The organism is Zhengella mangrovi, assembly GCF_002727065.1.
GTDB lineage: Bacteria > Pseudomonadota > Alphaproteobacteria > Rhizobiales > Rhizobiaceae > Zhengella > Zhengella mangrovi.
On record NZ_PDVP01000015.1, the window covers coordinates 11,878 to 34,314 of the forward strand.

Below are 22,437 nucleotides of genomic sequence, written 5' to 3' on the forward strand. Positions count from 1 at the left end.
TCCCAAGACGCGACGCGGCTGGCCTATAAGGGGCCGTGAGGAGACGGTCTGCCCTCGGTGGCGATAACGGGTAAAGCGGACATTGAATCTTGCGATCCGCTTTTTCCCTAACGGCCCACAGGTGACGTTCATCGCCTCATCGATCAACGGCTGCAAGCGGACTGTTGGCAAACGAGGTGCAATTCCCGACATGTATGTTTTCCAGAACACAGCCGGGGAACGTTTTTATACGGCTACCGGTGCATTGCCTGGACTTCTTCCTCCAAAGGCGCGTGTGGCCGCGCTTGCGGCCGAGACGACAGCCTTGATGAGGTGGCCGTCATTGGCCTCATCCAAACGGCTTCTGACGCAGGCGAGGCCCATGGTTGCTATGACCTTGCCGTGCCAGTCGAACACCGGTGCCGCGAAGCCTGCCGTGTCAACCTCGAATCCGCCGAAGGACCGTGCATAGCCAAGTTTCCGCGCCTCTTGTATGCGCCGTCGCAACTCATCGCCGGAAGCCGTTTCATCAGTGTAGCGCCGATCTGAGGTCAGGGCGAGGAGAGACGCCGCTTCTTCCGGCGGCAGATGCGCCAGATAGACGATTCCTGAGGCAGTTGCGTGAAATGGCAGGACCTGCGTCGGGTCAATCCAGACACGGGTCGACCGGTTGGGTTCACACAAAGCGATTGTGGTCAGCCCCGCGTCAGAAGCCAGAGAGGCGTGACCGGACTCGCCCGTTTCTTCCGACAGCCGGTCGACGATGGGTTGCAGGGTCGATATCATCGGGAATGACGTCTCGCGGATCCGCGCCAGACGCAGAATTGCCGTTCCCAGACGGTATTTCCTTGTCTCGGGATGCTGCTCCAGCAGTCCGCCTGACGCGAGCGAATTGAGCACACGCATCGCAGTCACCTTATCAAGACCCGACGCCCTTGCGATGTCGACAAGGCGAAACTCCGGTGTCTCTGTCGTGAACAGATTCAGCAATTTCATGGCCTTGTCGATCGTCTTCATCGACTGGGCGCGCTTGGGCGCGGCGGCTTCCATGGCTTGACGTCCCCCCACAATGAATTCTTGACAGCGTCTAGCATCAAGGTAACAATAAAGTCAATACAGTTGATAATAATGAAACACAATGGGAGATCAAGATGAAGAAAATAATCGGTGCGGCCGTCCTCCTGATGGCCTCGGTAAGCACGTCCACCATGGCCATGGCGGAATATCCCGAGCGTCCGGTGTCGATCATCGAACCCTGGCCGGCAGGTGACGTGGATGACCAGCTCCTGCGCGTCATCGCTGAAGAATTCACCAAGGAAACCGGCGTTCCGGCCAAGGTGGTGAACCGTCCCGGTGGTTATGGTCTGGAAGGGGCGGCTTCGGTGCTGTCATCGCCCGCCGACGGCTATACGATCGGCAGCTTCCTGATCGACATTCCCACCAGCTATCCGGTGCTTGGCATTGCGCCCTATGCGCGCGAAGACATGGAAGTCATAGGGCTGAACTTGAACTTCCCCTTCATGCTGGCCGCCCGCAAGGACGCGCCCTACAACAATCTGGCCGAACTGGCTGCCTATGCCAAAGACAATCCGGTCAGCTTTGGGCATTTCGGGTTCGAGACGATCCCTGCCCAGCAGACGTTCGAGGCCGCCCGTCAGCTGGGCTTCGAATTCAGCACCGAAACAGGCTATGATATGACGGATTGCACCACGCTCGCCAACGGCGATGCTGACGTCATCAATACGACTGTAGCGCTAATCCTGGCTTGCAAGGACGATATCAAGGTTCTGGCCGCCTATACCGAAAAGCCGCTGTCGGTTTTCCCGGATGCGCCCTTGCTGAGCGACCAGATGACAGGTGCGACCTTTACCCTTTGGTCGGGCATTTTCGTACCCAAAGGCACCCCGCAAGAGGTGAAGGACAAGCTTGCCGGTATTATCGAACGTGCAATGCAATCCGATGGCGCTAAGCAGATTGCCGAAACCACCGGTGCAGAGGTCTATTGGCAGGGCGCTGCCGAAGCCCAGGCCCGGATCAACGCCGATTATGAGTCGGTGAAAGAGCTCTTTGCCAAGATGAAGAAGTGATCCCCTTTTTCAGAAAGAGCTGAAAGCCGTGCGGCCCGGTGCGGGCCGCACGCGGTTTCGTTCAACCTGGAGAGGCGCAGATGACCGATCACATCGACCACGTCCCGACAATTGCGGATGCAGATGCCGAGGCTTTTGAGGATGAGATCATCCCCGAAGCCAGCCACCTTGCCACCGCGCTTTTCTGGGGTTTTGCCCTTTTGGCGCTGGCCGCTCTGCCCCTTGCGACGTCTCCGGGCAAACGCGATCTGGGCTGGGTGCAAGAGCCATGGTCCTGGCCGTTTGTCACCCTTTTGACCGGTCTGATCGGGGGGCTTGGGCCGCTGCGTGCCTATCTGCGCGAACGCAGCAATCCGTCATTCTCGCAAAAAGCACGGCTGGCTTTCGATGGCATGGGCCGGGCGATGATCTATGCCGGCGGGTTCCTGCTCTACATCGGCGGCGTGTCTGTTGTCGGCTTCACCCTGGCCTCGCTGATTTTCATGCAGGCGCTGCTATATGTCTCGGGCCTGCGTGGGACCCGGTGGGTGCTGGTTGGCCTTGCCGTCGTCGCAGCCATTGTTCTGGCCTTCCGGGTTGGCCTTGGGATCTGGTTCCCGCTTCCGCCCGTCATGCAGCTCTTCCCCGACTGGGTCGGCAATAGCCTGGGAGAATATCTGTGATCGATGCTGTTCTACTGGGCTTTCAGGAAGTGGCCCAATGGCAGGTGATTGCCGCACTTCTGATCGGGGCCATGGCCGGAATTCTAGTGGGCGCGGTGCCGGGGATGGAGCCTGCGGGTGCCATGGCCATCGCGCTACCCTTTTCTCTGACGATGCAGCCTTTGCCGGGTATTATCTTGCTTCTGGGGTGTTATGGCGGGGCGTGGTATGGCGGAGCCATTCCGGCCATCCTGATCCGCGTTCCGGGTACGCCGGTCAATGTGCTGACCACCTATGACGGCTATCCGCTGGCGCAAAAGGGCCAGCCGATGCGGGCGTTGTCTCTGGCGTATTCCTCGTCCTTTGTCGGTGGCATCCTTTCGGTATTGGCGCTGGTGTTCCTTGCCCCCTTCATGGCCAATGTGGCCGCGAAATTCGGCCCGCCCGAATTTGCCATGGTCATGCTCCTGGCAACCGTCTCGGTCATCCTGGCGCATCATCAGAACATTCAAGGTGCGATCCTGACCTTTGCCATCGGGGCATTCCTGGGCACGGTCGGTTTTGAAAGTCCACACCACACCCTGCGTTATACCTTCGGGCAGGGTTGGCTGACTGGTGGCATTCCCATGGTTCCCATGGTCATCGGCCTTTTCGCCATCAGTCAGGCCTTTGTCCTTCTGGAAACCAAATCGCCGCCCAAGGTTCCCGAAGACCTGCGCAGCGCCGGCCGCTTCGCGGGGCTGTTCGAGGTATTCAAATACCGCGCCACCGTGATCCGCTCAAGCTTCCTCGGCCTGGTGATGGGCCTCTTGCCCGGCGTGGGAGAGTTCGGCGCGCAATTTCTGTCCTATTCGCTGGCGCGGCGCTTTTCGAAGAAGCCCGAGGAATTCGGCAAGGGTTCGCCCGAGGGTCTGGTTGCCTCGGAAGTGTCGATCAACGCCTGCACCTCGACCGTGCTGGTGCCGCTGTTGTCGCTGGGCATCCCCGCCGATCCCTTGATGGCGATGCTTCTGGCCGTGTTCATGATCCACAACATCATCCCCGGCCCGCAATTGTTCGCCGAACATGCGGACTTCATCTCGGGTCTCTATATCTCACTGTTTCTGCTCAATATTTTCGTGATGATCCTGCTTCTGATCTTCACGAAATATGTGGTCAAGCTGTCGTCCATCACCCCGCGGGTGATCGGGGCCTCGATCATGATCCTGGGCTTCATCGGCACCTATACCCAGAACTTCCGCGTGTCCGACGCCTTGTTCACGCTGGTCTTTGCCGTGATCGGGCGCTTCATGCTGAAAAACGGCATCCCGGCCTTTCCCATGGTTGTCGGGCTGGTGCTTGGTCCGATGCTGGAAGGGCGGGTGAAACAGTCGCTCAGCATCTCGTCGGGCGATCCGACGATCTTCCTCGCCCGTCCCATCGCCGCCACCTTCCTTGGCCTTGCCATCGCTGCCGTCGTGGTTTTCTCGTGGAACCATCTGCGCCAGGCAAAAGCCCGCTAACCCCATTGCAGGAGGCCGCATTGGCCAGCATAGCCGAAATTCTTGCCCGCCGCGCCCGTCTCCTGGGACCCAACGTCTCGACCTTTTATGATGAACCGGTGCATCTGGTGCGCGGTGAGGGGGTCTGGGTCTGGGACGCCGATGGGCGCAAGTATCTGGATTGCTACAACAATGTTCCACATGTCGGCCATTGCCACCCCCATGTGGTCGAGGCAATCTGCCGGCAGGCCGCAACACTGAACACTCATACGCGCTATCTGCACGAGGGCATTCTGGATTATGTCGAGCGGCTGACAGCCACATTTGAGGATGATCTTTCAACCGCGATCATGGTGTGCACCGGGTCCGAGGCCAATGATATCGCATTGCGGATGGCCGAGGCGGTGACGGGCAAGCGGGGTGTGATTGCCACCGACCACACCTATCATGGCAATACGACCGCCGTGTCGCAGCTTTCGCGCACCAACATCCCGGCCACCGGCGATGGCAGCCATGTCCGCCATGTGCCCGCACCCGACAGCTATCGCCCCTTGGGCGGTGAAGGGGGAGAGGCCCATGCACGGGCGTTTGCCGTCGCCGTGCGGGCGGAGATCGATGATCTGGAAGCCTCCGGCCACGGCTTTGCCGGGATCATACTCTGCCCCGCCTTCCTGAACGAAGGCTTCCCGGCACTGGAACCGGGTTGGCTGGAACCGGCCTTGGCCGAAGTGCGGGCGGCAGGGGGCATCTTCATTGCAGATGAGGTGCAACCTGGCTTTGGCCGCAATGGTGAACGGTTCTGGGGGCACCAGCGCATCGGGGCGGTGCCCGACGTGGTGACGATGGGCAAGCCCATGGGCAATGGCCACCCGGTCGCCGCCGTGGTGACGCGGCCGGACATCATGGCGGCCTTCCGCAAGTCTTTTCGCTATTTCAACACCTTTGGCGGCAACCCGGTCTCGGCTGCCGCGGCATCGGCTGTGCTGGATGTGATCGAGGCTGAAGGCCTGCAGGCCAATGCAAGGGTGGTTGGTGCCCATGCCAAGGCAGGGCTGGAAAAATTGGCCGGGAAATACGACTGGATCGGCGATGTGCGCGGCTATGGCTTGTTTTTCGGGGCCGAGATCGTGACTGACCGCGCCACCAAGGCCCCCGCGGCCGATTATGTTGCCCGTGTGGCCAACGAAATGCGGCGCCGCGGCGTCCTGCTGAACCGCTTGGGCATCCATTACAACACTCTGAAAATCCGCCCGCCCATGCCGTTTTCCATCGCCAACGCCGACCACCTTCTTGGCCTTCTGGACGAGGTTCTGGGCGAGTTGGGAGCCCCCGATGCCTGAGCTGGTTCGTCAGGCGTTGGCCGCATGGGGCCTGCAACACTGCCCCACCACCCTTATCGCCGAGCGGGAAAACCAGGTGTTCCGGGTGGAGACTCCTGATCGCCCGCTGGTGCTGCGCCTGCATCGGCTGGGCTATCGCAGTCAGGCAGAGCTGACTTCGGAACTTGACTGGATGGCAGAATTGACTCGCTCCGGGGTGCCGGTACCGCAGCCCATTCCGACCCGGGCGGGCGCGCGCTGCGTCGAGGTGAAGGGGCAGCTTGTGGACATGCTGACCTTTCTCGATGCCCAGCCCCTGATGGCGAATGGCCAGTGGAATGCGGCAGCTGATCCGACCGATTGCGCCCGCCATATCGGCGGGACCCTGGCGCATTTGCATGATCTGTCCGACAACTGGCAAAAGCCCGAGGGTTTCACCCGTCCGCATTGGGATGCTGCGGGCTTGATCGGCTCTTCGCCGCTGTGGGACCGGTTCTGGGAAAACCCGGACCTGACCGCCGAACAGGTCAAACTCTTTGTCGAGTTCAAAGACCGCGCTGCCCGTGATCTTGCCACCCTTGGTGCTGATCCCGACTATGGCCTGATCCATGCCGACGCGGTGCCGGAAAACGTCCTTGTGGCGAAAGATGCCGTCTATCTGATCGACTTTGACGACGGCGGCTTTGGCTATCGGCTGTTCGATCTTGCCACCACCACCAACCGATTTGACCGGCATGACCCGAGCGGTGCGACAAGCCAGACCTTTCTGAGCGGATATCTTTCGACACGTCCGCTCGACATCACGGCGCTGCCCCTGTTCCGGGCCTTGCGCGCCATGACCTATGTCGGCTGGGTCATTTCCCGCCTCAACGAACCCGGGTCCCCCGCCCGTTCAACCCGCTTTATCGCCGAGGCCGAAGCGCGCGCCCTGGCCTATCTGGATTCCATTCAAGGAAAACCCGCATGACCCAATCCGCTCCCCTCCCGGCCGTTCCCACAAGCGCCGATGTCGTCGTCATCGGGGGCGGGATCATCGGTGTTTCGACGCTTTATCACCTTGCGAAAAAGGGGGTGAATTCGGCCGTCCTTCTGGAACGCAAGACCATCGCTTCCGGCACAACATGGCATGCGGCGGGCATTGTCGGGCAGTTGCGGGAAAGTGCCGGGCAGACAGAGCTTTCGCGCTATACCGCGCGGTTGTTCACGGAATTGGAAATCGAAACCGGTCAGGGCACCGGTTACAAGCAAAACGGAACGCTGCATGTGGCCCTGTCTGGCCTGCGGCAGAAACAGCTAAGCCGCAACCATGACCACGCGGGCCGGATGGGCATTGAAAGCCATCTCTTGCGCCCTGAAGAGGTAGCAGAAATTTACCCCCATCTGCAGATCGATGATGTGCTGGGTGGTTTTTACGTACCCTCAAACGGGCAGGTGAACCCGCTGGATGTCACCCAGGCGTTGGCTAAAGGGGCGCGGTCGCGCGGCGCGCAGGTGCTGGAACATACGGCGGCCACGCGCATCCTGACCCGCAACGGCCGGGTCTGCGGCGTGGAGACCGACCGCGGCGTGATTGCCACCGAGAAAGTGCTGCTCGCTGGCGGCATGTGGACCTCGCGCTTTGCCGCCGCCCACGGCGTGACGGTGCCGCTGCACGCGACCGAACATTTCTACATCGTCACCGAGCCTTTAGAGGGCCTGTCGCGGGCAACTCCCGGCCTGGTCGTGGCGGAAGAACGGCTCTATACCAAGGAAGACGCGGGCAAGCTCCTGATCGGTGGGTTCGAGGCACAGGGCAAGGCCTGGGGCCGCGAGGGCATCCCCGAGAGCTTCGAGTTCGACGAATTGCCCTTCGACATGGACCATGTTTCGCCCATGCTCGAACGCGCCTTTGCGCGGTTCCCCTTCCTTGAGACGACCGGCATCCGTACCTTCTTCAACGGGCCGGAAAGCTTTACCCCAGATGGCCGCCCCTATCTGGGGCCGGCACCGGAAATGCCGGGGCTTTTCATCGCGGCGGGGATGAACTCGAACGGCATCCTGAACGGTGGCGGATTTGGCCTGACCATGGCCGCCTGGATGACCGACGGCATGCCGGTACGCGCCGTGGGTTCGATGCTGACCGCCCGCGCGCACCCCTTCCAGATGAACCGTGCCTATAATGCCGACAGGGCCGAGGAATCCATCGGCTTTCACTACGGGCTGCAATGGCCTGGCCGTCAGATCGCCTCGGCGCGCGGTATCCGGCGGGTGCCGCTGCATGACAAGCTGATCGCCGAAGGCGCGGTGATGGCGGAACGCATCGGCTGGGAAGTGCCGATGTATTTCGATCCGTCAGGCAAGGGCTGGCCTGACCGGCCCAGCATTGGCTGGCAGGATTGGTCGCTCTTTGTGGCCGCGGAATCCAGGGCTGCGGCCGAGGCGGCGGTGATCATCGACCAGTCGATGTATGCCAAGATCATCGTTCAGGGGCCGGATGCCGTTCATGCGCTGAACTTCGTTTCCGGGGCGGAGATGGATGTGGCCGTGGGCACCTCGGTCTATACCCAATTCCTGAACGAAAAGGGGGGGATCGAGGCCGATGTGACCGTGACCCGCCTTGCGCCCCAGCAATTTTTGGTCGTCACCGGCCACCCCAGCCAGATCCGCGATCAGGCGCTGATCCGCGACCATGCCAAACCCGAGTGGCAGTTCGAGATCTTTGATGCCACGTCGGCCTATGGCCTGATTACGATTCACGGGCCGAAATCGCGTGGGATTCTTCAGGCGATCTCCTCGGATGACCTGTCAAACGCCGCCTTCCCGTTTGGCGCGGCGCGCGAGATCGACCTTGGCCATGCGCGCGTCTGGGCGATCCGGCGATCCTTTCTTGGCGAATTGGGCTATGAACTGCTGATGCCGACCGAGTTCTCCGCCCATGTCTACGAGGCAATGATGGCGGTTGGCAAACCCGAAGGCCTGCGTCTTGCGGGCATGTTCGCACTAGGCGCCTGCCGGTTGGAAAAGGCCTTCCGCCACTTTGGCCATGACATCGGCGAAGAGGACACGCCCTATGAGACCGGGCTTGGCTTCGCGGTGAAGCTCGACAAGGGCGATTTCGTGGGTAAGGCCGTGCTGGCCAAGCAAAAGGCCGAACAAGGGGCTGCCACCCATCACCGGACCGTCGCGATACTGGTCGAAGGGGCCACGGCCGAGGCTGGTCCCTACCTCATCCATAACGAACCGATCTGGCGCGATGGCGAAATTGTCGGGCATGTCACGTCGGGCGGTTGGGGCTGGCGACTGGGGGCCATGGTGGGCCTTGCCTCGCTGCATCGCGATGCGGGGGTCACCAAAGCCTGGATCGAAGATGGCGGCTTTACCGCCCAGATCGCCGGGACGCACTATCCGATACGGGTGCAGCTAGGGCCCTTCCTTGACCCCGAAGGCCGGATCATGCGCGGCTAAACCTTGCAAGGCGGAGGAACCATGCAAAAAACCATCCTGATCATCGGGACCTATGACACCAAGGACCCGGAATTGAACTTCGTCGCCGAGACGATCCGTTCCATGGGCGGCTCGGTGATCGAGATGGATGTCAGCGTGCTTGGCGATCCCTCCCGCCCCGTCGCGATCTCGAAACACGATGTTGCGGCGGCGGCGGGCAAGACCATTCAGGACGCCATTGACGCAGGCGATGAAAACCATGCCATGCAGATCATGGCGGCGGGATCGGCAAGGCTGACGGCCCAGCTTCATGCGGAAGGACGGATCGACGGCATGATCGCGCTCGGCGGCACAATGGGCACCGACCTTGCGCTCGACTGTGCCCGCGCCCTGCCGATCGGCGTGCCGAAATATGTTGTTTCGACCGTGGCCTTTTCTCCGCTGATCCCGGCGGAGAGGCTGTCGGCGGATATCCAGATGATCCTCTGGGCCGGTGGGCTTTACGGGCTGAACGACATCTGCATGGCCACGCTCAGCCAAGCGGCGGGGGCGGTCTATGGCGCGGCGCTGGCGGTGGTTCCGCCCAAGCCCGACCAGCCAGTCATTGGCATGATGAGCTTTGGCTCCTCGGCACTGAAGTACATGGTCCACCTGCGCCAACCGCTTGTTGACCGGGGCTTTTCCGTGGCGGTGTTTCACGGCACGGGCATGGGCGGCATGGCGATGGAAAGCCTTGCGGAACAAGGGTATTTCGCCTGCATGCTGGAACTGGCCGTCGCCGAGATCGGCAATATCATGGTCGGATCGGTGGTGAATGCCGGGGCCAACCGCATGACGGCAGCGGGCAAGCGCGGCACGCCCATCATTGCCGCGCCGGGCTTTGGCGACATGATCGACTTTCCCACCTGGGCGCCGGTGCCCGAGCGTTTCCGCGACCGCCCCTATCACGCGCATAACCGGCTGATCGCGTCGGCCTCACTCACCGGGGCAGAGCGTCGGGATTTGGCGGCCGAGGTGGCGCGGCGGTTGAAAACCGCGACCGGCCCGGTTCATTTCGTGCTGCCGACCGAAGGCGTTCACGCCTGGGACACCGAAGGCATGCCCGCGCATGACCCGGCGGCCCTGGCCGAGATGGTCGAAGGCTACCGCGCTGAAATGACCGATCCGATCCAACTTTCGGTTCTGGATTGCCATATCAACGACGAGGCGTTTTCGGCCCGCGTGCTTGAGATCATCGACGGCTGGATCGCCGACGGTACCATCCAGATGACCAAAGGCTGACGGCGATGGATCCGCGTTATGCGCCACTGTTCGAACCTTTGAGGATCGGGCCGGTCACTACGCCCAACCGGCTGGTATCGATGCCGCACGCCATTGGTCACAGCTACCTCATGCCCAACGGCGCCATCGGCATCCGTGAAACGCGTGCCGAGGGCGGTTGGGGCATCGTTGCCATGCAGCTCAGCGAGATCGACCCCACGTCGGACCTGTCCGGCCTTCCCTATGAGCGGCTGTGGGATGAGGGCGACGTGCAGGCCCATGCCCGTTCGGTCGCGCGTATCCATGCCAATGGCGCGCTGGCTTCCATCGAGCTGGGCCATACCGGCATCCGGTCAAGGGGCCTCTCGAACGGCTATCCGGCGATGGGGCCTTCGGTGCTGCCGATCCTGAAACCCGACATGCCGCTGATGGCCAAGGCGATGGACAAATCCGACATCCGCACCCTGCGGCAGATGTTCCGGGCAGCAACACGGCGGGCCAAGCAAGCAGGATACGACATCGCCTATGTCTATGCCTCGCATGACGCCTCGATCCTGTGGCACTTCCTCTCGCCTGCCTACAATACCCGCACCGACGAATATGGCGGCAGCTTTGAAAACCGCCTGCGGCTGTTCCGCGAGGTGCTGGAGGAAACCAAGGAAGAGGCCGGAACTGACATGGCCGTCGCCGTCCGCTTTGCCGTGCATGAGCTTACCGGCCCCAAGCGCATACTGCACACAGGCGAAGGCCGTGCGGTGATCGAGGCTTTGGCCGATCTGCCGGACCTGTGGGATGTGAACGTTTCCAGCTGGAGTCGCGACAGCGGCACGGCGCGATACGATGCTGAGGGGTTTCAGGAAGAATTCACCGCATTCGTGAAACAGGTGACGGGCAAGCCGGTCCTGGGTGTGGGGCGGTTCACCTCGCCCGATGCGATGGTTTCCCAGATCAAACGCGGGGTGCTGGACCTGATCGGGGCCGCACGGCCGTCGATCGCTGACCCCTTCTTGCCGCGCAAGATCGCCGAGGGCCGTGTCGAGGACATCCGCGAATGTATCGGCTGCAACATATGCGTCTCGGTCGAAACCATCGGTGTCGAATTGCGCTGCACGCAAAATCCGACGATTTCCGAGGAATGGCGGCGGGGTTGGCACCCCGAACGCACCCCGCCCGCGGCCGAATCGCAAACCGTGCTGGTTGTCGGCTCTGGTCCCGCTGGACTTGAGGCCGCCCTTGTACTGGCCCGCGCCGGTCATCAGGTGACTGTGGCCGAGCGCGAGACCGAATTCGGGGGGCGCAGCAGATCGGAGGCGCAGCTCAAGGGCCTTGCCTCCTGGGCGCGGGTAAAGGATTACCGGCTGTTCCAGTTGCAACGCATGGCCAATGTCAGCCTTTTTGCGGACAGCGACATGGACGCCGCCATGATCGCGGAAATGGCGGCGGATCATGTGATCCTGGCCACCGGGGCCAGCTGGCGGGGTGACGGGGTGGGTCGGACGCGGCTGGACCCAATCCCCGGATTTGCAGGCCGGGCGCTGACGCCGGATGACATTCTGGCCGGAGCAAAGGTGACAGGCCCCGTGGTGATCTATGACGATGACCATTACTACATGGCCAACATTTTAGCCGCCGACCTGGCCGCCAGGGGACATGCGGTGCATATCGTTTCTCCCCAGCCGACGATCGCTCCATGGATGGGCCACACGCTCGAACAGCCCCGGATGATTGCGGAACTGATGGCCGCGGGGGTGCGCATGACACCCTACGCTGCGGCAAGCGGCTGGCAGGACGGCCGTCTGTCTCTCGTCCGCGCGGACACGGGCGAAGCCTCGCCCGGCATTGCGGCCCAGACTTTGGTGATGGTCGGCATCCGCCTGCCTGACCCCTCGCTTTCCCTTCAGCTTGAAGCGCTTGGTATCGCGCATCGGGTGATCGGTGACGCGGAATGTCCTGGTGCCATGCAGGGCGCGGTGTTTTCCGGACACCGCCATGCCCGCGAAATCCTTGGCACAGAGCCCGCCGACCGCATTTTCAAGCGCGAGAGGCCCTGCCTGTTCCTATAAAATCTTGTCATGAATTCCAATGCAAAGGACGCCTGACATGAGCCAGACAGATCGCCCGGTGGCCTTGGTGACAGGCGGGGGTACCGGAATTGGTGCGGCCGTCGCCCGCGCACTTGCCAAGGATTATCACGTCATCATTTGTGGCCGACGTTACGAACCCTTGCAGACCATTGCTGCCGAAACCGGGGGACATGCCATTCAGGCGGACCTCTCTGATGTCCAACCCTCTGTCGAGATCGTCCAGCAGGTGGTCGACCGCTTTGGGCGGCTGGACGCACTGGTCCTGAACGCGGGAATTGTAGAGCCTGCACCAGTAACAACGATGTCGCTGGATAGCTGGCAACGGCAGATCATGGTCAATCTGACCTCGCCCTTCCTGACGGTGCAGGCGGCCCTTCCGCATCTTGCCCGGCAGAAGGGGGCGATTGTCGGAATCGCCTCGGCCGCGGCAAAACACACCGGCGCCGGTCTATCGGCCTATGGCGTGTCCAAGGCCGGGATGGTGAGACTGATGCAATCTGTCGCTTTCGAAGCCGCTGCATCTGGGGTCCGTGCCAATGCTGTCTCTCCGGGCTGGGTGCGAACCGAAATGGGAGACATGGAGATGACAGCCCTTTTTGGATCTCCTGAGGCGGGGTATGCTCAAGTGAGCGAGCACGTTCCGCAACGCCGCGCCGCATCGCCAGACGAAATCGCCGCGGTCGTTGGGTTTCTCCTGTCACACGCCGCGTCCTACATGACCGGGGCGCATGTCGAAGTGGATGGCGGCAGTAGCATCGTTGATGCCGGAATGCTCGCCTTCAACGACGGCTAACGATTAGCAGGACAAGAACCACTTTGTTCAAAAGGCGGTCATCAGCGAGCCACATTGCAGCTGTCCGCTTTCCGCCCTTTCCGGGCATCCAATTTACTAGCGGCGATGGCAACGATCTCGATCGCCTCGCCGTCCACTTCCAGCGTACTGACATCGGAGGCTTCGGGGATCACCGCCTCTTCGAGCGATTGCGGCCGTTCTCGCCCAGCTGCGGCCCCCAGGCCTCAATCTTGCCGGGGAGCTTCTTCGTCAGCAACTCGACCGTCTCGGGGGCGGCGATGACGGACGCCTCGGGGAAGGCCGCCTTGATCGGGCCGAGGCTGAGATAGTAGTCCGGATCGTTGACGCTGAGATAGGTCGTGATGAGCGTCAGGCCGGTCGCCCTGTTCGCATCGGCCACGGCCTGACCGTCTGACAGGGTGAAGCCGCCGTCGACCCGCACCGGTGCACGAAGGAAGCCGGTGTCGTCGGCCGGTAATTACTCCCAGCTCAGACCGGATTGCGCCAGGTCCGGCAGCGGCAGGTTGGTGGCCGCGGCACCGGCGGCGAGCGACGTCTTGAGGATGGTTCTGCGAGTAATCATGAGGGTGCTCCTTGGTTTCGCGGGTATTTGAGGTTAGGCGGCGCGGAGTCCGGCGATCAGCTCGTCGGCCCCGCCGTAGAGCGCGCTGGAATTGACGACACGGGCGTCGGCGCCGGTGCCGGCTATGAGCGTCGGCACGCCGCGCGCGCCGAAGCGGTGCATCTCAGTCTGGGCTTCCTCGATCCGAGATCGGTTGACCTCCCTCAGCTCGTCGTCAGGCTCGGCAAAGCGTGCGGCGGCGGCATCAAGGCCCGCCTCGGCGAGGACCGAAGCAATCACCGCCGGATCGCCATTGTCGCGTCCGTCGACATAGCGGGCACTCTGGATCGCCTTCAGGGCTTCGAACTCCCGTTCCGGTGCGGTCAAATGCACGGCGCTCAACGCCAGAGTGGCCGGGCCGGAATCGACTTTGCCGGCGCCGCTTTCCAGAACCTGCCGGCGATAGGCTTCGCTGAATTGCTGCCCTGTAAGCTGGGCGATCCGCTGGTCGGCCTGCCAGGCATGGGCGGCAAAACCGGCGTTCATCGGAAAGGCGCCGGATCCGGCGAACAGGCCGGACGGCAGCGCGGTGACGGTGATGTCGTCCTGCTGCATCAGGGTCTCGATGGCGGGACCGGCGCCGTAGCACCATCCGCAGAGCGGGTCGAACAGATAGGTAAGATGGATAGTTTCGGACATGGAGAGGACTCTTCGTAACGAGTGAGGCCGGCTTCCGGTCGCGGCGCCGGCCATCGATCAGTATCCGACTGTGAAACGCTGACGGATGTTTTTGGGGTCTTCGATCTCGTCCACCATTGCGATGGCGTAATCCTCGTAGGAGATGCTCGACCCGTTCTCACCGGTCAAAAGCGCATCCTTGCCGAGCCGGAAGGTGCCGGTGCGCTCGCCGGGTACGAACATCGCCGACGGTGACAGGAAGGTCCAGTCGAGGTCGTCAAGCCTGCGCAGGTAATCCAGCAGTTTGGCGCCATTGCTGGCTTCCTGCTTGTAGGTTTCAGGGAAGTCAGACTGGTCGAGCAGGCGCTTGCCGGGTGCAACCTCGAGGCTGGCCGCGCCGCCGACAACCAGATAGCGCTTGACGTCCGCCTGACGCAGAGCCTCGACAATGATTGAGAAGTCGGTGCCGGTGAACCGGGTTGAACTGATGACGGCGTCGTGCCCCTTGACCAATCCGGCGAGAGCGTCTTTGTCCTGCGCATCCCCGGCAACCGCTTCTACGCCCGGAAGCGTTGCGATCTTTTCAGGATTGCGCGCGATGGCGGTCACCTGGTGGCCGCGATCGGAAAGTTCCTTGAGGATGCGCGATCCGACATTGCCGGATGCGCCGATGAGAGCAACTTTTACCATTGCAAGCTTCTTTCAGTTCGATTTCGTGATCAGGTCTATTAACTAGACCAGAGGGTGCGATCTATGATATCAGGATCGTCCCCGCAAGACGTCATCGCACGGTGATCAGGTCATCCCGGCGTGACCGTGAGCGTCATGGAGCCTAGTAGGATGAGCCAGGGTAACCTCATATCCATACCATTCGTGTTCGAACAACCTTGCCCGATCAGAGACGTTCTCGACAGGATCGGGGACCAGTGGAGCCTGCTCATTCTCGAAGTACTCGAGCACGGGACCATGCGCTTCAGCGAGATCGAGCGTGCGATCGCGGACATCTCCAAGCAGATGCTCGCCAAGACGCTGAGGCGCCTGGAGGAAGACGGCTTCATCAGGCGCACGCTCTATCCGCAAGTGCCGCCGCGGGTCGAATATGAACTGACGGAACTGGGCCGCTCCTTCCTGGTGCCATTGAAGAACCTCATTGCTTGGGCGAACGAAAACCATCAGGCAATCTGCGAGGCGCGTAGCGATTATGGCGTAAAGAACGGCGGCCGGTGAACATGGCGGCTGTCGAATACGATGGATGCCGACTTCTGTGTTGCAGCCGCCGAAGACGCGAACGCTCGCCACGGCCGGCCTGATATCTTCAACATGGATCAAGGCAGCCAGTTCACCAGCTTCGCCTTCACGAGCATACTGAAGGACGCCGGTATCCGCATCTCCGTGGACGAGCGCGGGCGCTGGATGGACAATGTCTTCATCGAGCGGCTGTTGCGAAGCCTCAAATACGAATGCGTCTTCCTTAGCGCGTTGAAAACCGGCAGTGAGGCCCGGGCTGGCATCGGTTCCTGGATAGATCAATACAACCAGCGACGCCCGCACTCGACCTTCGACGGCAAGACGCCCGATGAGGTTTATGCTACGGGGGAAATGACGGAGCAATTGGCGGCGTAGAAACGAACCCGATCCACCTTAGCCAAGCCGCAAATCTGTCTCACCGGACGGGACCACACCACATTCGCCATGACTGCACCTGAGATCGTCGAGAAGGTTCTGCATCTTCGCGAGACCTATTATCTGGGGCCGATGCTCATCGTCTGGTATCTGGCGCGTTACATAGCGCGCTTTGTGTTTTTTGACGCTTCGACTGAAAGTTTGGTGCGAAACGCTTCGGCGAGATGCTCGATATGCTCCCAAAGATGCGACACAGCCAACTCAGCATCTTTTGCACGCACCGCATTGATCACTGCAAAATGTTCGTTCATTGAGCGATCCGTATTTTCGCTCATGATCGTGAACAGGTGCGTTCTCAGCGCTTTAAGAGGAGAAATCGTGAGGTTGTATGACCTCTCGGTAGTTCGGTTTTCCGCACCCATGATGATTGCGTTGTGAAACCGGTGGTCCCCCGCTGTATATCCGTGAGGATCTTGCGCTGCCAAGGCACGTTCCATTTCAGCGGTGGCATTTTCCAGGTTTCGCAACAAACTGCCATGATTTCGCACGATGCCGAGACGAAGGACGGCGGTTTCAAGAATCGCGCGATGCTCACAAAGCTCGTCAACGACGCGCAGATTGGGCATAAAAACGAATGATCCTCGCTTTGGCGAGATCGTAACCAACCCTTCGGACTGCAGTGCCGCCAATGCATCACGAACGGGCGAGCGACTGACGCCCAAGGCGTCCGCAAGTCGTTGCTCGGACAATTTCGAACCCAGAGGCAATTCGCCGGAAACAATAGCGTGTCTGATACGCTCCGCGGTCACTTCCATAAGCGACTTGGGATAATCGACGCGTTGCATTGACGGCTGCTCCTCCTGTCTGAAACCGGATCATGATCAAGTCAACGGCCGGTGTCAAACTGACATGTTAGATAACGCTTGACAGCAAAACTACCATGTTAGATGTTAGTTTTTCTGATCCTCCCAGTGCTTCTCTGCGGATCTCAAGAGCTATTAAGGTGGAGCCACGACGTTGAGTGACGCGATCCGGAAACCCGACGCAGCTTGCATGGTCGATGCGTTTCGAGCCGTTGTGGGCGATGCGCATGTTCTGACCCGGCCCGAGAGTGTCGAGGGTTACCTGACGGACTGGACCGGACAATATCGCTCGAGCGCTCTAGCGGTTGTTCGCCCCGCCTCAACAGGCGAGGTCGCTGAACTGGTCAGGCTTTGCAACGCGCACGACATCGCGATTGTCCCTCAAGGTGGACGTACAGGTTTGTGTGGTGGCGGCGTCCCCGTCGCGGGGCGCGAGTCGGTCGTTGTATCAATGACCAGGATGAATGCGGTCCGATCCCTCGACGTGGGCGGGCGGACCGTAATCGCCGAAGCGGGTGTCATCCTGGAAACGCTGCACGAGGCAGCCTTGAAACACGATCTGGTCTTTCCACTGATGTTCGGCGCGAAGGGCAGTTGCACCATTGGTGGAAATTTGTCGACAAACGCCGGTGGATCAAATGTCCTGCGCTATGGCAACGCCCGCGAACTGTGCCTTGGGATTGAAGCTGTCATGCCTGATGGCTCGATCATCAATGCGTTGACGGGCCTTCGCAAGGACAACACCGGCTACGACCTCAAGGACCTGCTGATCGGTGCCGAAGGCACTTTGGGTATCATTACTGCCGCGGTTTTAAAGCTTGTCCCGACGCCAAAGGCTCGTTCGACGGCCTTCTTGTCTGTCGTTACGCTTGAAGCCGCGCTTGCTGTCTTGAACCGTCTGCAGGACCACACGGGCGGCGGCGTCGAAGCCTTCGAGTACATGCCCCAGGCTGCTGTGGATGTGATCTGCGAAGTGTTTCCTGCCATCAACCGTCCGTTGGAGGGCGCCGTGGCGACTGGCATTCTGGTCGAGGTTGCCTCAACACGATCCAGCGATGCTATCGAAATGCATGACGGCGTGATCCGCCTGGAGGCTGAGATCATTGAGCTTCTGGGAGAGCTGATGGACGAAGGGTTGGTGCTGGATGCCATGCTGGCACAGTCCGGTCAGCAGCGCACCGATCTATGGAAAATGCGCGAGTCGACCCTTGAGGCAATTACCGAAGCAGGGCCAGCCTATCATCTTGATATATCGCTTCCGCTGGCACGGATCGCCCGGTTCGTAGAGGAAATGGATGCCGAGATGGATGGGCTCGGCTTCCAGCCTTTGACCGTCGGCCATCTCGGTGATGGCAATCTGCATTACGCCTTGTCTGCTTCGGAAGGCCACAATTGGGATGCATTGCCACTGGAGATCGCCAAGGAGAAGGTGTTCGCGCTGCTGGCCGAACTGGGAGGCTCCTTTAGTGCTGAACACGGGATAGGACAGAGCAAACTGCCTGTCATGACCAGATTGAAAGAGCCCGCGCAATTGGCAGTCATGCGGTCGATCAAGCAGGCCTTGGATCCAAATAACATATTCAATCCCGGCAAACTGCTTCCCTAGCAGTAGTCCGACGCGCAGGCGGCTCGTTGTGTGAATACAAGCCATTTCAGGGAGGAAACGATATGGCTAGCTTCAAGAGAACATTCCACTGGGTCATGTGCGCAAGTGCGTTGATGAGTACGGGCATGCCAGCAGCCGCGGCGGCTGAATCCCTCTTCGACGGCTGCCCTTCGGGCCCTATCATTCAGCGTTTCATTGAATTCGGTAAAACCGGCGTTATGCCCAAGGATCTGGGCAAATGGCTGAACACACCCGCTGATCAATACATCGAGCCGTGGAAGCCTTTTGACAATGTCGACTTTGTCGGAGTTTGCTGGGTTTCGGCATGGCTCGTGCACACCGATGACGGCGTTGTCCTGATCGACACGCTCTATGGTCCCTTCAAAAAAATGATCGTAGAAAACATACAGAAGACGGGGACCGATCTCGCAGACATCAAATATGTTTTGATGACGCATGGCCATTTCGACCATGTCGGTGGTGCAGTCGCATTGAAGCCGCTATTGCCCAATGCGAAATTTGTGATGACGAAAGCGGGCTGGGACGAAGCAGTTGAATCATCAACTGCATCCCAAGGTGGCGCTCGAGCCTGGGATATGATTGCGCCCGAAATCACTGTTGCCGATGGCGACGAGATCAAGGTCGGCAACAACACGTTCAAGGTTATCGAAACGCCAGGCCATACATGGGGAACGGCGTCCTACATTTATGATGTGCACGACGGGGAAAACACCTATCGCGCAATCACGATTGGAGGCCTTGGCCTTAATGCCATTGAGGGGCCGCCGCAGGTCGAAGCATACATCGATAGCGTGGACCGCGTACGCCAACTTGTAGAGGCGGAAGAGATGCCGGTCGCAGTGCACCTCACCACGCATGGTTTTTCTGCAGATCTCGATGAAAACCGTCAAAAGCACGTGGCCCGCAAAGACGGTGAGCCGAATGTCTTCGTCGACCCTCAGGCCCTTCTCAAACAGATTGCAGCATTGCGGGAACGGGCCGTTAAGCGGCTTGAAATTGAAAAATCCAAGTAGTGCATGAACGTAGTCATACAGGGAGGAAACACAATGAAACTGTCAAAAAACCTCGTGGCTCTGGCGGCAAGTGCCGTCATGGCCCTTACCGCTCCATCATTCGCTGAAGACTGGGCGCCCGATGGGCCGTTGACCATCGAGATCGGTTTTGGTGCCGGCGGATCGACCGATACCATGGGACGTGTCCTGGCAGAGGTCATGAAGGAGAATACAGGCTGGAACATTGTGGTAGAAAACAAGCCAGGCGGTGGCGGTGTTGCCATGTTCACCGGTCTGTCGCAACGCCCGGCTGACGGCAAGACCATTGGCATGGGCGTCAGCATACCGGTGCTCGTACAACTCGTGCAGCGCGGTGATCAACTGCCGTTCAACGTCGACAGCTTCGATTATCTTGGCACTATCGCCAAGGCCGAGCTGGCGCTTGTGGCAAGCAAGGACGCTCCGTTTGACGATCTTGAAGGCATGATCGCCTATGCCAAGGAGAAAGGCACTTTGCCCGTGGCCACAATGGCACCGCCGCAGGTCTTGATGATGAAACAGACCAAGGCAACAACCGGAGCTGAGTTCAATCTTGTCACTGCCGATGGCGGTGCCGAGGTCATGAAGCTGATCCTGGGTGGGCAGGTTATGGCCGGCTTCGGATCGGGCGAGCAATTTCCCTATCTGGAATCCGGTGACATGAAAGTCATTGCAAGCGCCAACCAGTCCCGACTTAGCTACGCGCCCGAGGCCAAGACTTTCATCGAATCCGGCGTCAATGCCTATGTCGATCCAGTGTTCTTCCTGGCCATGAAAGCGGGCACTGACGCTGAAGCTCTCAAGGCGATTTCGGCAGCAATTGACGAGGCGACAAAGGCGCCTGCTTTTGCCGAGATTGTTCAGAATGCCGTGAAAGGTGCTCCGATCAACATGGGGCCTGAGGGCGCCAAGCAGATGATGGTGGATGGTTTGGCAAACGCCAAGATCCTGTTTGCAAAATAGCCATCCCAACCCACCCCGCCACAGCCCGTGGCGGGGTTTTTCAGTACTCGGGGGAGGTAAACATGGGCACCATGGCAGATCGCATTTCAGGGCTTTTCTTCATGGCCTTGGGTCTTGTGATGTACTTCTGGATAAACCCGACCTACATCGAAACCGTTGACGGTGGAAATTTATCTCCTGATTCACTCCCAAATATCTGTTCGCTGATCCTTGCCGTCGCGGGAGCGTTCGTCGCGATCAAGCCCACCAACCATCATGTCCGAAATCCGGTCCTGATGGCAAAGACAGGCCTTTACGTAGCACTGCTGGTCGCTGGAATTTGGGCAATGTCATGGCTCGGGTTTGAGTATGTCGCGCCTGTTCTTGCGCTGGCAATCATGTGGTTTGTCGGAGAGCGCCGCCTGCTTTGGCTTGGCCTTGGAGTCGTTGTAGTGCCTGCGGCCATTTGGTTCATCGTAACCCAATTGCTTGGCCGGGCCTTGCCGTAAGGACGTAAGATATGGTTGATTTTTCAACAATGCTTGCGGGTTTTGGAGACGCGCTGAGCTTCTTGAACCTTGCGTTCATTCTGTTTGGCGTTGTGCTCGGTCAGTTTGTCGGGGCGGTTCCCGGCATTGGTCCGATTATGGCAATGGCAATCGCCATCCCCTTTACTTTCGGGCTTGATCCGCTACCCGCCATCGCTTTCCTTGTGGGTGTAAACAAGGGCGGCCTGGTCGGTGGCGCGGTTCCTGCAGTTCTGATGAATACCCCCGGCACACCGGATGCGGCCGCCACCGCCATGGACGGTTACCCGTTGGCAAAGCAGGGCAAGCCCCTGAAAGCCACGAAAATGGCACTTTTTTCCTCAATTACCGGAGATACATTCAGCGATATTGTCCTGATTACCGTCTCCGCGCCGCTGGCCGTTCTGGCCCTGAAAATGGGGCCGATCGAGGTCGTTGCGCTGATGATCTTTGCCTTTTCGATCCTTGCTGGATTGATCGGCAATTCGCTTGCCAAAGGCATCATCTCTGCGGCGTTCGGATTGCTCGCGGCTTCCATAGGGCAAGACCCCGAAAACTTCACGCCGCGCCTGATCTTTGGCTACTGGGACCTCTTTGATGGTTTAGCGCTGCCGTCAGTCGCAATTGGCATGCTCGCCATCTCCGAAATACTCCACCGCCTATCCGAGGCCCACGGAAATTTGCGGCCGGCCATCATCGCAAAGAATACGGACAACCCGGATGACTCCCGTGTTACATGGGCGGAGTATTGGTCATGCCGCGTTACCATGCTGCGCGGCGCAATCATTGGCACAATTCTCGGAGCGCTTCCCGGGATCGGCTCAACGGCCGCCGCCTTCATGTCCTATGCAATGACAAAGGCAAGCTCCAAGGATCCAGGCAGCTTTGGCAAAGGAAACATTCACGGGATTGCCGCGTCCGAATCTGCCAACTCAGCCGTGGTCGGTGCCAATCTGATCCCGCTTCTGACTTTGGGCATTCCAGGTAGTGTCGGCGCAGCACTGATTATCAGCGCCTTCATGATTCACGGAATGCAGCCCGGACCGCTTCTGTTCGAAAATCAGGGAAGGCTTGTCTATGGTCTGTTTGGCGCGATGATCATGGCCAATTTCGTCAACCTTTGGGTCGGACAGCTTGGTTTACGGCTATGGGTCAAGGTCGTTTCTGCACCTGAATCCATCATCTTCTCATCAGCACTGCTCTTGTGTTTTGTCGGAGTTTCGATGGCAACCAGCGGGCTCTTTGGCGTGGCTATCATGCTTATCTTTGCCATCATCGGATACTTAATGACCAGCTTTGGCTATTCGTTGGTGATCTTCATCATCGCGTTTTTCCTTGGGCCACGGTTTGAGAAATCCATCGCCCAGTCTTTGGCGTTGACCAATGGCGACATGACACAGGTTCTGAAAAGCCCTGTGGCTGTGGCGCTGCTTATCCTGTCGGTTGTCTCGTTGGTCTGGTTCTTGCGCACGAACGCGCGAGTTGAGGACGAATGACGTGGATCATCTTCAACAGTT

21 protein-coding genes and 2 pseudogenes are annotated in these 22,437 nt (G+C 59.9%); 17 read left to right on the plus strand and 6 right to left on the minus strand.

Features of this window, described 5'->3' with window-relative positions; translation table 11 throughout:
* Window positions 1–225: 225 nt before the first annotated feature.
* Window positions 226–1,029 carry an IclR family transcriptional regulator gene (locus CSC94_RS18805; RefSeq protein WP_099307924.1) on the minus strand — a complete coding sequence of 268 codons (804 nt, stop codon included), beginning with the start codon at window positions 1,027–1,029 and terminating at the stop codon, window positions 226–228.
* Between the two features lie 101 nt (window positions 1,030–1,130).
* Here CSC94_RS18805 and CSC94_RS18810 point away from each other — a divergent pair, with 101 nt between their 5' ends.
* The 9 genes from CSC94_RS18810 to CSC94_RS18850 all read left to right on the plus strand — a co-directional run bounded on the left by CSC94_RS18810 (window position 1,131) and on the right by CSC94_RS18850 (window position 13,067).
* Entirely contained in the window at window positions 1,131–2,066 is a 936-nt protein-coding gene (locus tag CSC94_RS18810) for a tripartite tricarboxylate transporter substrate binding protein (protein ID WP_099307925.1), read from the plus strand.
* Window positions 2,067–2,146: 80 nt separating this feature from the next.
* On the plus strand, window positions 2,147–2,728 hold the full coding sequence (locus CSC94_RS18815; RefSeq protein ID WP_099307926.1) for a tripartite tricarboxylate transporter TctB family protein: 582 nt from the start codon (window positions 2,147–2,149) through the stop codon (window positions 2,726–2,728).
* Window positions 2,725–4,209, plus strand: a complete 1,485-nt coding sequence (locus tag CSC94_RS18820; RefSeq protein WP_099307927.1) for a tripartite tricarboxylate transporter permease — start codon at window positions 2,725–2,727, stop codon at window positions 4,207–4,209. The genes CSC94_RS18815 and CSC94_RS18820 overlap by 4 nt, the downstream gene beginning before the upstream one ends.
* A 20-nt stretch (window positions 4,210–4,229) precedes the next feature.
* Entirely contained in the window at window positions 4,230–5,528 is a 1,299-nt protein-coding gene (locus CSC94_RS18825; RefSeq protein ID WP_099307928.1) for an aminotransferase class III-fold pyridoxal phosphate-dependent enzyme, read from the plus strand.
* Entirely contained in the window at window positions 5,521–6,474 is a 954-nt protein-coding gene (locus tag CSC94_RS18830) for a phosphotransferase enzyme family protein (RefSeq protein ID WP_099307929.1), read from the plus strand. The genes CSC94_RS18825 and CSC94_RS18830 overlap by 8 nt, the downstream gene beginning before the upstream one ends.
* Window positions 6,471–8,951 (plus strand): FAD-dependent oxidoreductase, encoded by a 2,481-nt coding sequence (locus CSC94_RS18835; protein ID WP_099307930.1) that lies wholly within the window; start codon window positions 6,471–6,473, stop codon window positions 8,949–8,951. The genes CSC94_RS18830 and CSC94_RS18835 overlap by 4 nt, the downstream gene beginning before the upstream one ends.
* 21 nt (window positions 8,952–8,972) lie before the next feature.
* Window positions 8,973–10,211 carry a Tm-1-like ATP-binding domain-containing protein gene (locus tag CSC94_RS18840; RefSeq protein ID WP_099307931.1) on the plus strand — a complete coding sequence of 413 codons (1,239 nt, stop codon included), beginning with the start codon at window positions 8,973–8,975 and terminating at the stop codon, window positions 10,209–10,211.
* 5 nt (window positions 10,212–10,216) lie between these two features.
* Window positions 10,217–12,253, plus strand: coding sequence for an oxidoreductase (locus CSC94_RS18845; protein WP_099307932.1), 2,037 nt, complete (start codon window positions 10,217–10,219; stop codon window positions 12,251–12,253).
* A 37-nt stretch (window positions 12,254–12,290) separates the two neighbouring features.
* A complete protein-coding gene (locus tag CSC94_RS18850) occupies window positions 12,291–13,067 on the plus strand; it encodes an SDR family NAD(P)-dependent oxidoreductase (RefSeq protein WP_099307933.1) in 777 nt (258 codons plus the stop codon).
* A gap of 169 nt (window positions 13,068–13,236) precedes the next feature.
* On the opposite strand, the gene CSC94_RS18855 is transcribed toward CSC94_RS18850, so the two are convergent.
* From CSC94_RS18855 to CSC94_RS18870, 4 genes are all read right to left on the minus strand, one after another.
* Window positions 13,237–13,467 (minus strand): MBL fold metallo-hydrolase, encoded by a 231-nt coding sequence (locus tag CSC94_RS18855; RefSeq protein WP_133122931.1) that lies wholly within the window; start codon window positions 13,465–13,467, stop codon window positions 13,237–13,239.
* A gap of 78 nt (window positions 13,468–13,545) precedes the next feature.
* Window positions 13,546–13,650, minus strand: a complete 105-nt coding sequence (locus CSC94_RS18860; protein ID WP_099307935.1) for a twin-arginine translocation signal domain-containing protein — start codon at window positions 13,648–13,650, stop codon at window positions 13,546–13,548.
* A 33-nt stretch (window positions 13,651–13,683) separates the two neighbouring features.
* A complete protein-coding gene (locus CSC94_RS18865) occupies window positions 13,684–14,316 on the minus strand; it encodes a DsbA family protein (protein WP_165784512.1) in 633 nt (210 codons plus the stop codon).
* A 69-nt stretch (window positions 14,317–14,385) separates the two neighbouring features.
* Window positions 14,386–14,997 (minus strand): NAD(P)-dependent oxidoreductase, encoded by a 612-nt coding sequence (locus CSC94_RS18870; protein ID WP_099307937.1) that lies wholly within the window; start codon window positions 14,995–14,997, stop codon window positions 14,386–14,388.
* A 150-nt stretch (window positions 14,998–15,147) separates the two neighbouring features.
* Between CSC94_RS18870 and CSC94_RS18875 the strand changes: the two genes are divergently transcribed.
* The 3 genes and pseudogenes from CSC94_RS18875 to CSC94_RS18885 form a co-directional block, all read left to right on the plus strand.
* Entirely contained in the window at window positions 15,148–15,534 is a 387-nt protein-coding gene (locus CSC94_RS18875; protein ID WP_099307938.1) for a winged helix-turn-helix transcriptional regulator, read from the plus strand.
* Window positions 15,535–15,930 (plus strand): annotated as a pseudogene (locus tag CSC94_RS18880) (transposase); the annotation flags it as partial.
* A 72-nt stretch (window positions 15,931–16,002) separates the two neighbouring features.
* Window positions 16,003–16,092, plus strand: a pseudogene (locus CSC94_RS18885) (IS481 family transposase); the annotation flags it as partial.
* On the opposite strand, the gene CSC94_RS18890 reads toward CSC94_RS18885, so the two are convergent.
* Window positions 16,089–16,775, minus strand: coding sequence for a GntR family transcriptional regulator (locus CSC94_RS18890; RefSeq protein WP_133122932.1), 687 nt, complete (start codon window positions 16,773–16,775; stop codon window positions 16,089–16,091). The pseudogene CSC94_RS18885 and the gene CSC94_RS18890 overlap by 4 nt on opposite strands.
* 172 nt (window positions 16,776–16,947) lie before the next feature.
* Here CSC94_RS18890 and CSC94_RS18900 point away from each other — a divergent pair, with 172 nt between their 5' ends.
* The 5 genes from CSC94_RS18900 to CSC94_RS18920 all read left to right on the plus strand — a co-directional run bounded on the left by CSC94_RS18900 (window position 16,948) and on the right by CSC94_RS18920 (window position 22,416).
* Complete coding sequence (locus tag CSC94_RS18900; RefSeq protein ID WP_133122933.1) at window positions 16,948–18,399, plus strand: FAD-binding oxidoreductase; 1,452 nt, start codon at window positions 16,948–16,950, stop codon at window positions 18,397–18,399.
* Between the two features lie 62 nt (window positions 18,400–18,461).
* Window positions 18,462–19,433, plus strand: a complete 972-nt coding sequence (locus CSC94_RS18905) for an MBL fold metallo-hydrolase (protein WP_099307940.1) — start codon at window positions 18,462–18,464, stop codon at window positions 19,431–19,433.
* A gap of 33 nt (window positions 19,434–19,466) precedes the next feature.
* A complete protein-coding gene (locus CSC94_RS18910) occupies window positions 19,467–20,414 on the plus strand; it encodes a Bug family tripartite tricarboxylate transporter substrate binding protein (protein WP_165784507.1) in 948 nt (315 codons plus the stop codon).
* 62 nt (window positions 20,415–20,476) lie between these two features.
* Window positions 20,477–20,902, plus strand: coding sequence for a tripartite tricarboxylate transporter TctB family protein (locus CSC94_RS18915; protein ID WP_099307942.1), 426 nt, complete (start codon window positions 20,477–20,479; stop codon window positions 20,900–20,902).
* A gap of 11 nt (window positions 20,903–20,913) precedes the next feature.
* On the plus strand, window positions 20,914–22,416 hold the full coding sequence (locus CSC94_RS18920; protein ID WP_099307943.1) for a tripartite tricarboxylate transporter permease: 1,503 nt from the start codon (window positions 20,914–20,916) through the stop codon (window positions 22,414–22,416).
* The last annotated feature ends 21 nt before the right edge of the window (window positions 22,417–22,437 follow it).

What these genes read in the sequence shown, in the direction of transcription:
- CSC94_RS18870 (WP_099307937.1), bottom strand. Translation starts at nt 14,997, where the DNA reads ATGGTAAAAGTTGCTCTCATCGGCGCATCCGGCAATGTCGGATCGCGC.
- CSC94_RS18810 (WP_099307925.1), top strand. Translation starts at nt 1,131, where the DNA reads ATGAAGAAAATAATCGGTGCGGCCGTCCTCCTGATGGCCTCGGTAAGC.
- CSC94_RS18910 (WP_165784507.1), top strand. Translation starts at nt 19,467, where the DNA reads ATGAAACTGTCAAAAAACCTCGTGGCTCTGGCGGCAAGTGCCGTCATG.
- CSC94_RS18840 (WP_099307931.1), top strand. Translation starts at nt 8,973, where the DNA reads ATGCAAAAAACCATCCTGATCATCGGGACCTATGACACCAAGGACCCG.
- CSC94_RS18860 (WP_099307935.1), bottom strand. Translation starts at nt 13,650, where the DNA reads ATGATTACTCGCAGAACCATCCTCAAGACGTCGCTCGCCGCCGGTGCC.
- CSC94_RS18850 (WP_099307933.1), top strand. Translation starts at nt 12,291, where the DNA reads ATGAGCCAGACAGATCGCCCGGTGGCCTTGGTGACAGGCGGGGGTACC.
- CSC94_RS18835 (WP_099307930.1), top strand. Translation starts at nt 6,471, where the DNA reads ATGACCCAATCCGCTCCCCTCCCGGCCGTTCCCACAAGCGCCGATGTC.
- CSC94_RS18890 (WP_133122932.1), bottom strand. Translation starts at nt 16,775, where the DNA reads ATGCAACGCGTCGATTATCCCAAGTCGCTTATGGAAGTGACCGCGGAG.
- CSC94_RS18830 (WP_099307929.1), top strand. Translation starts at nt 5,521, where the DNA reads ATGCCTGAGCTGGTTCGTCAGGCGTTGGCCGCATGGGGCCTGCAACAC.
- CSC94_RS18805 (WP_099307924.1), bottom strand. Translation starts at nt 1,029, where the DNA reads ATGGAAGCCGCCGCGCCCAAGCGCGCCCAGTCGATGAAGACGATCGAC.
- CSC94_RS18845 (WP_099307932.1), top strand. Translation starts at nt 10,217, where the DNA reads ATGGATCCGCGTTATGCGCCACTGTTCGAACCTTTGAGGATCGGGCCG.
- CSC94_RS18815 (WP_099307926.1), top strand. Translation starts at nt 2,147, where the DNA reads ATGACCGATCACATCGACCACGTCCCGACAATTGCGGATGCAGATGCC.
- CSC94_RS18920 (WP_099307943.1), top strand. Translation starts at nt 20,914, where the DNA reads ATGGTTGATTTTTCAACAATGCTTGCGGGTTTTGGAGACGCGCTGAGC.
- CSC94_RS18875 (WP_099307938.1), top strand. Translation starts at nt 15,148, where the DNA reads ATGAGCCAGGGTAACCTCATATCCATACCATTCGTGTTCGAACAACCT.
- CSC94_RS18905 (WP_099307940.1), top strand. Translation starts at nt 18,462, where the DNA reads ATGGCTAGCTTCAAGAGAACATTCCACTGGGTCATGTGCGCAAGTGCG.
- CSC94_RS18915 (WP_099307942.1), top strand. Translation starts at nt 20,477, where the DNA reads ATGGGCACCATGGCAGATCGCATTTCAGGGCTTTTCTTCATGGCCTTG.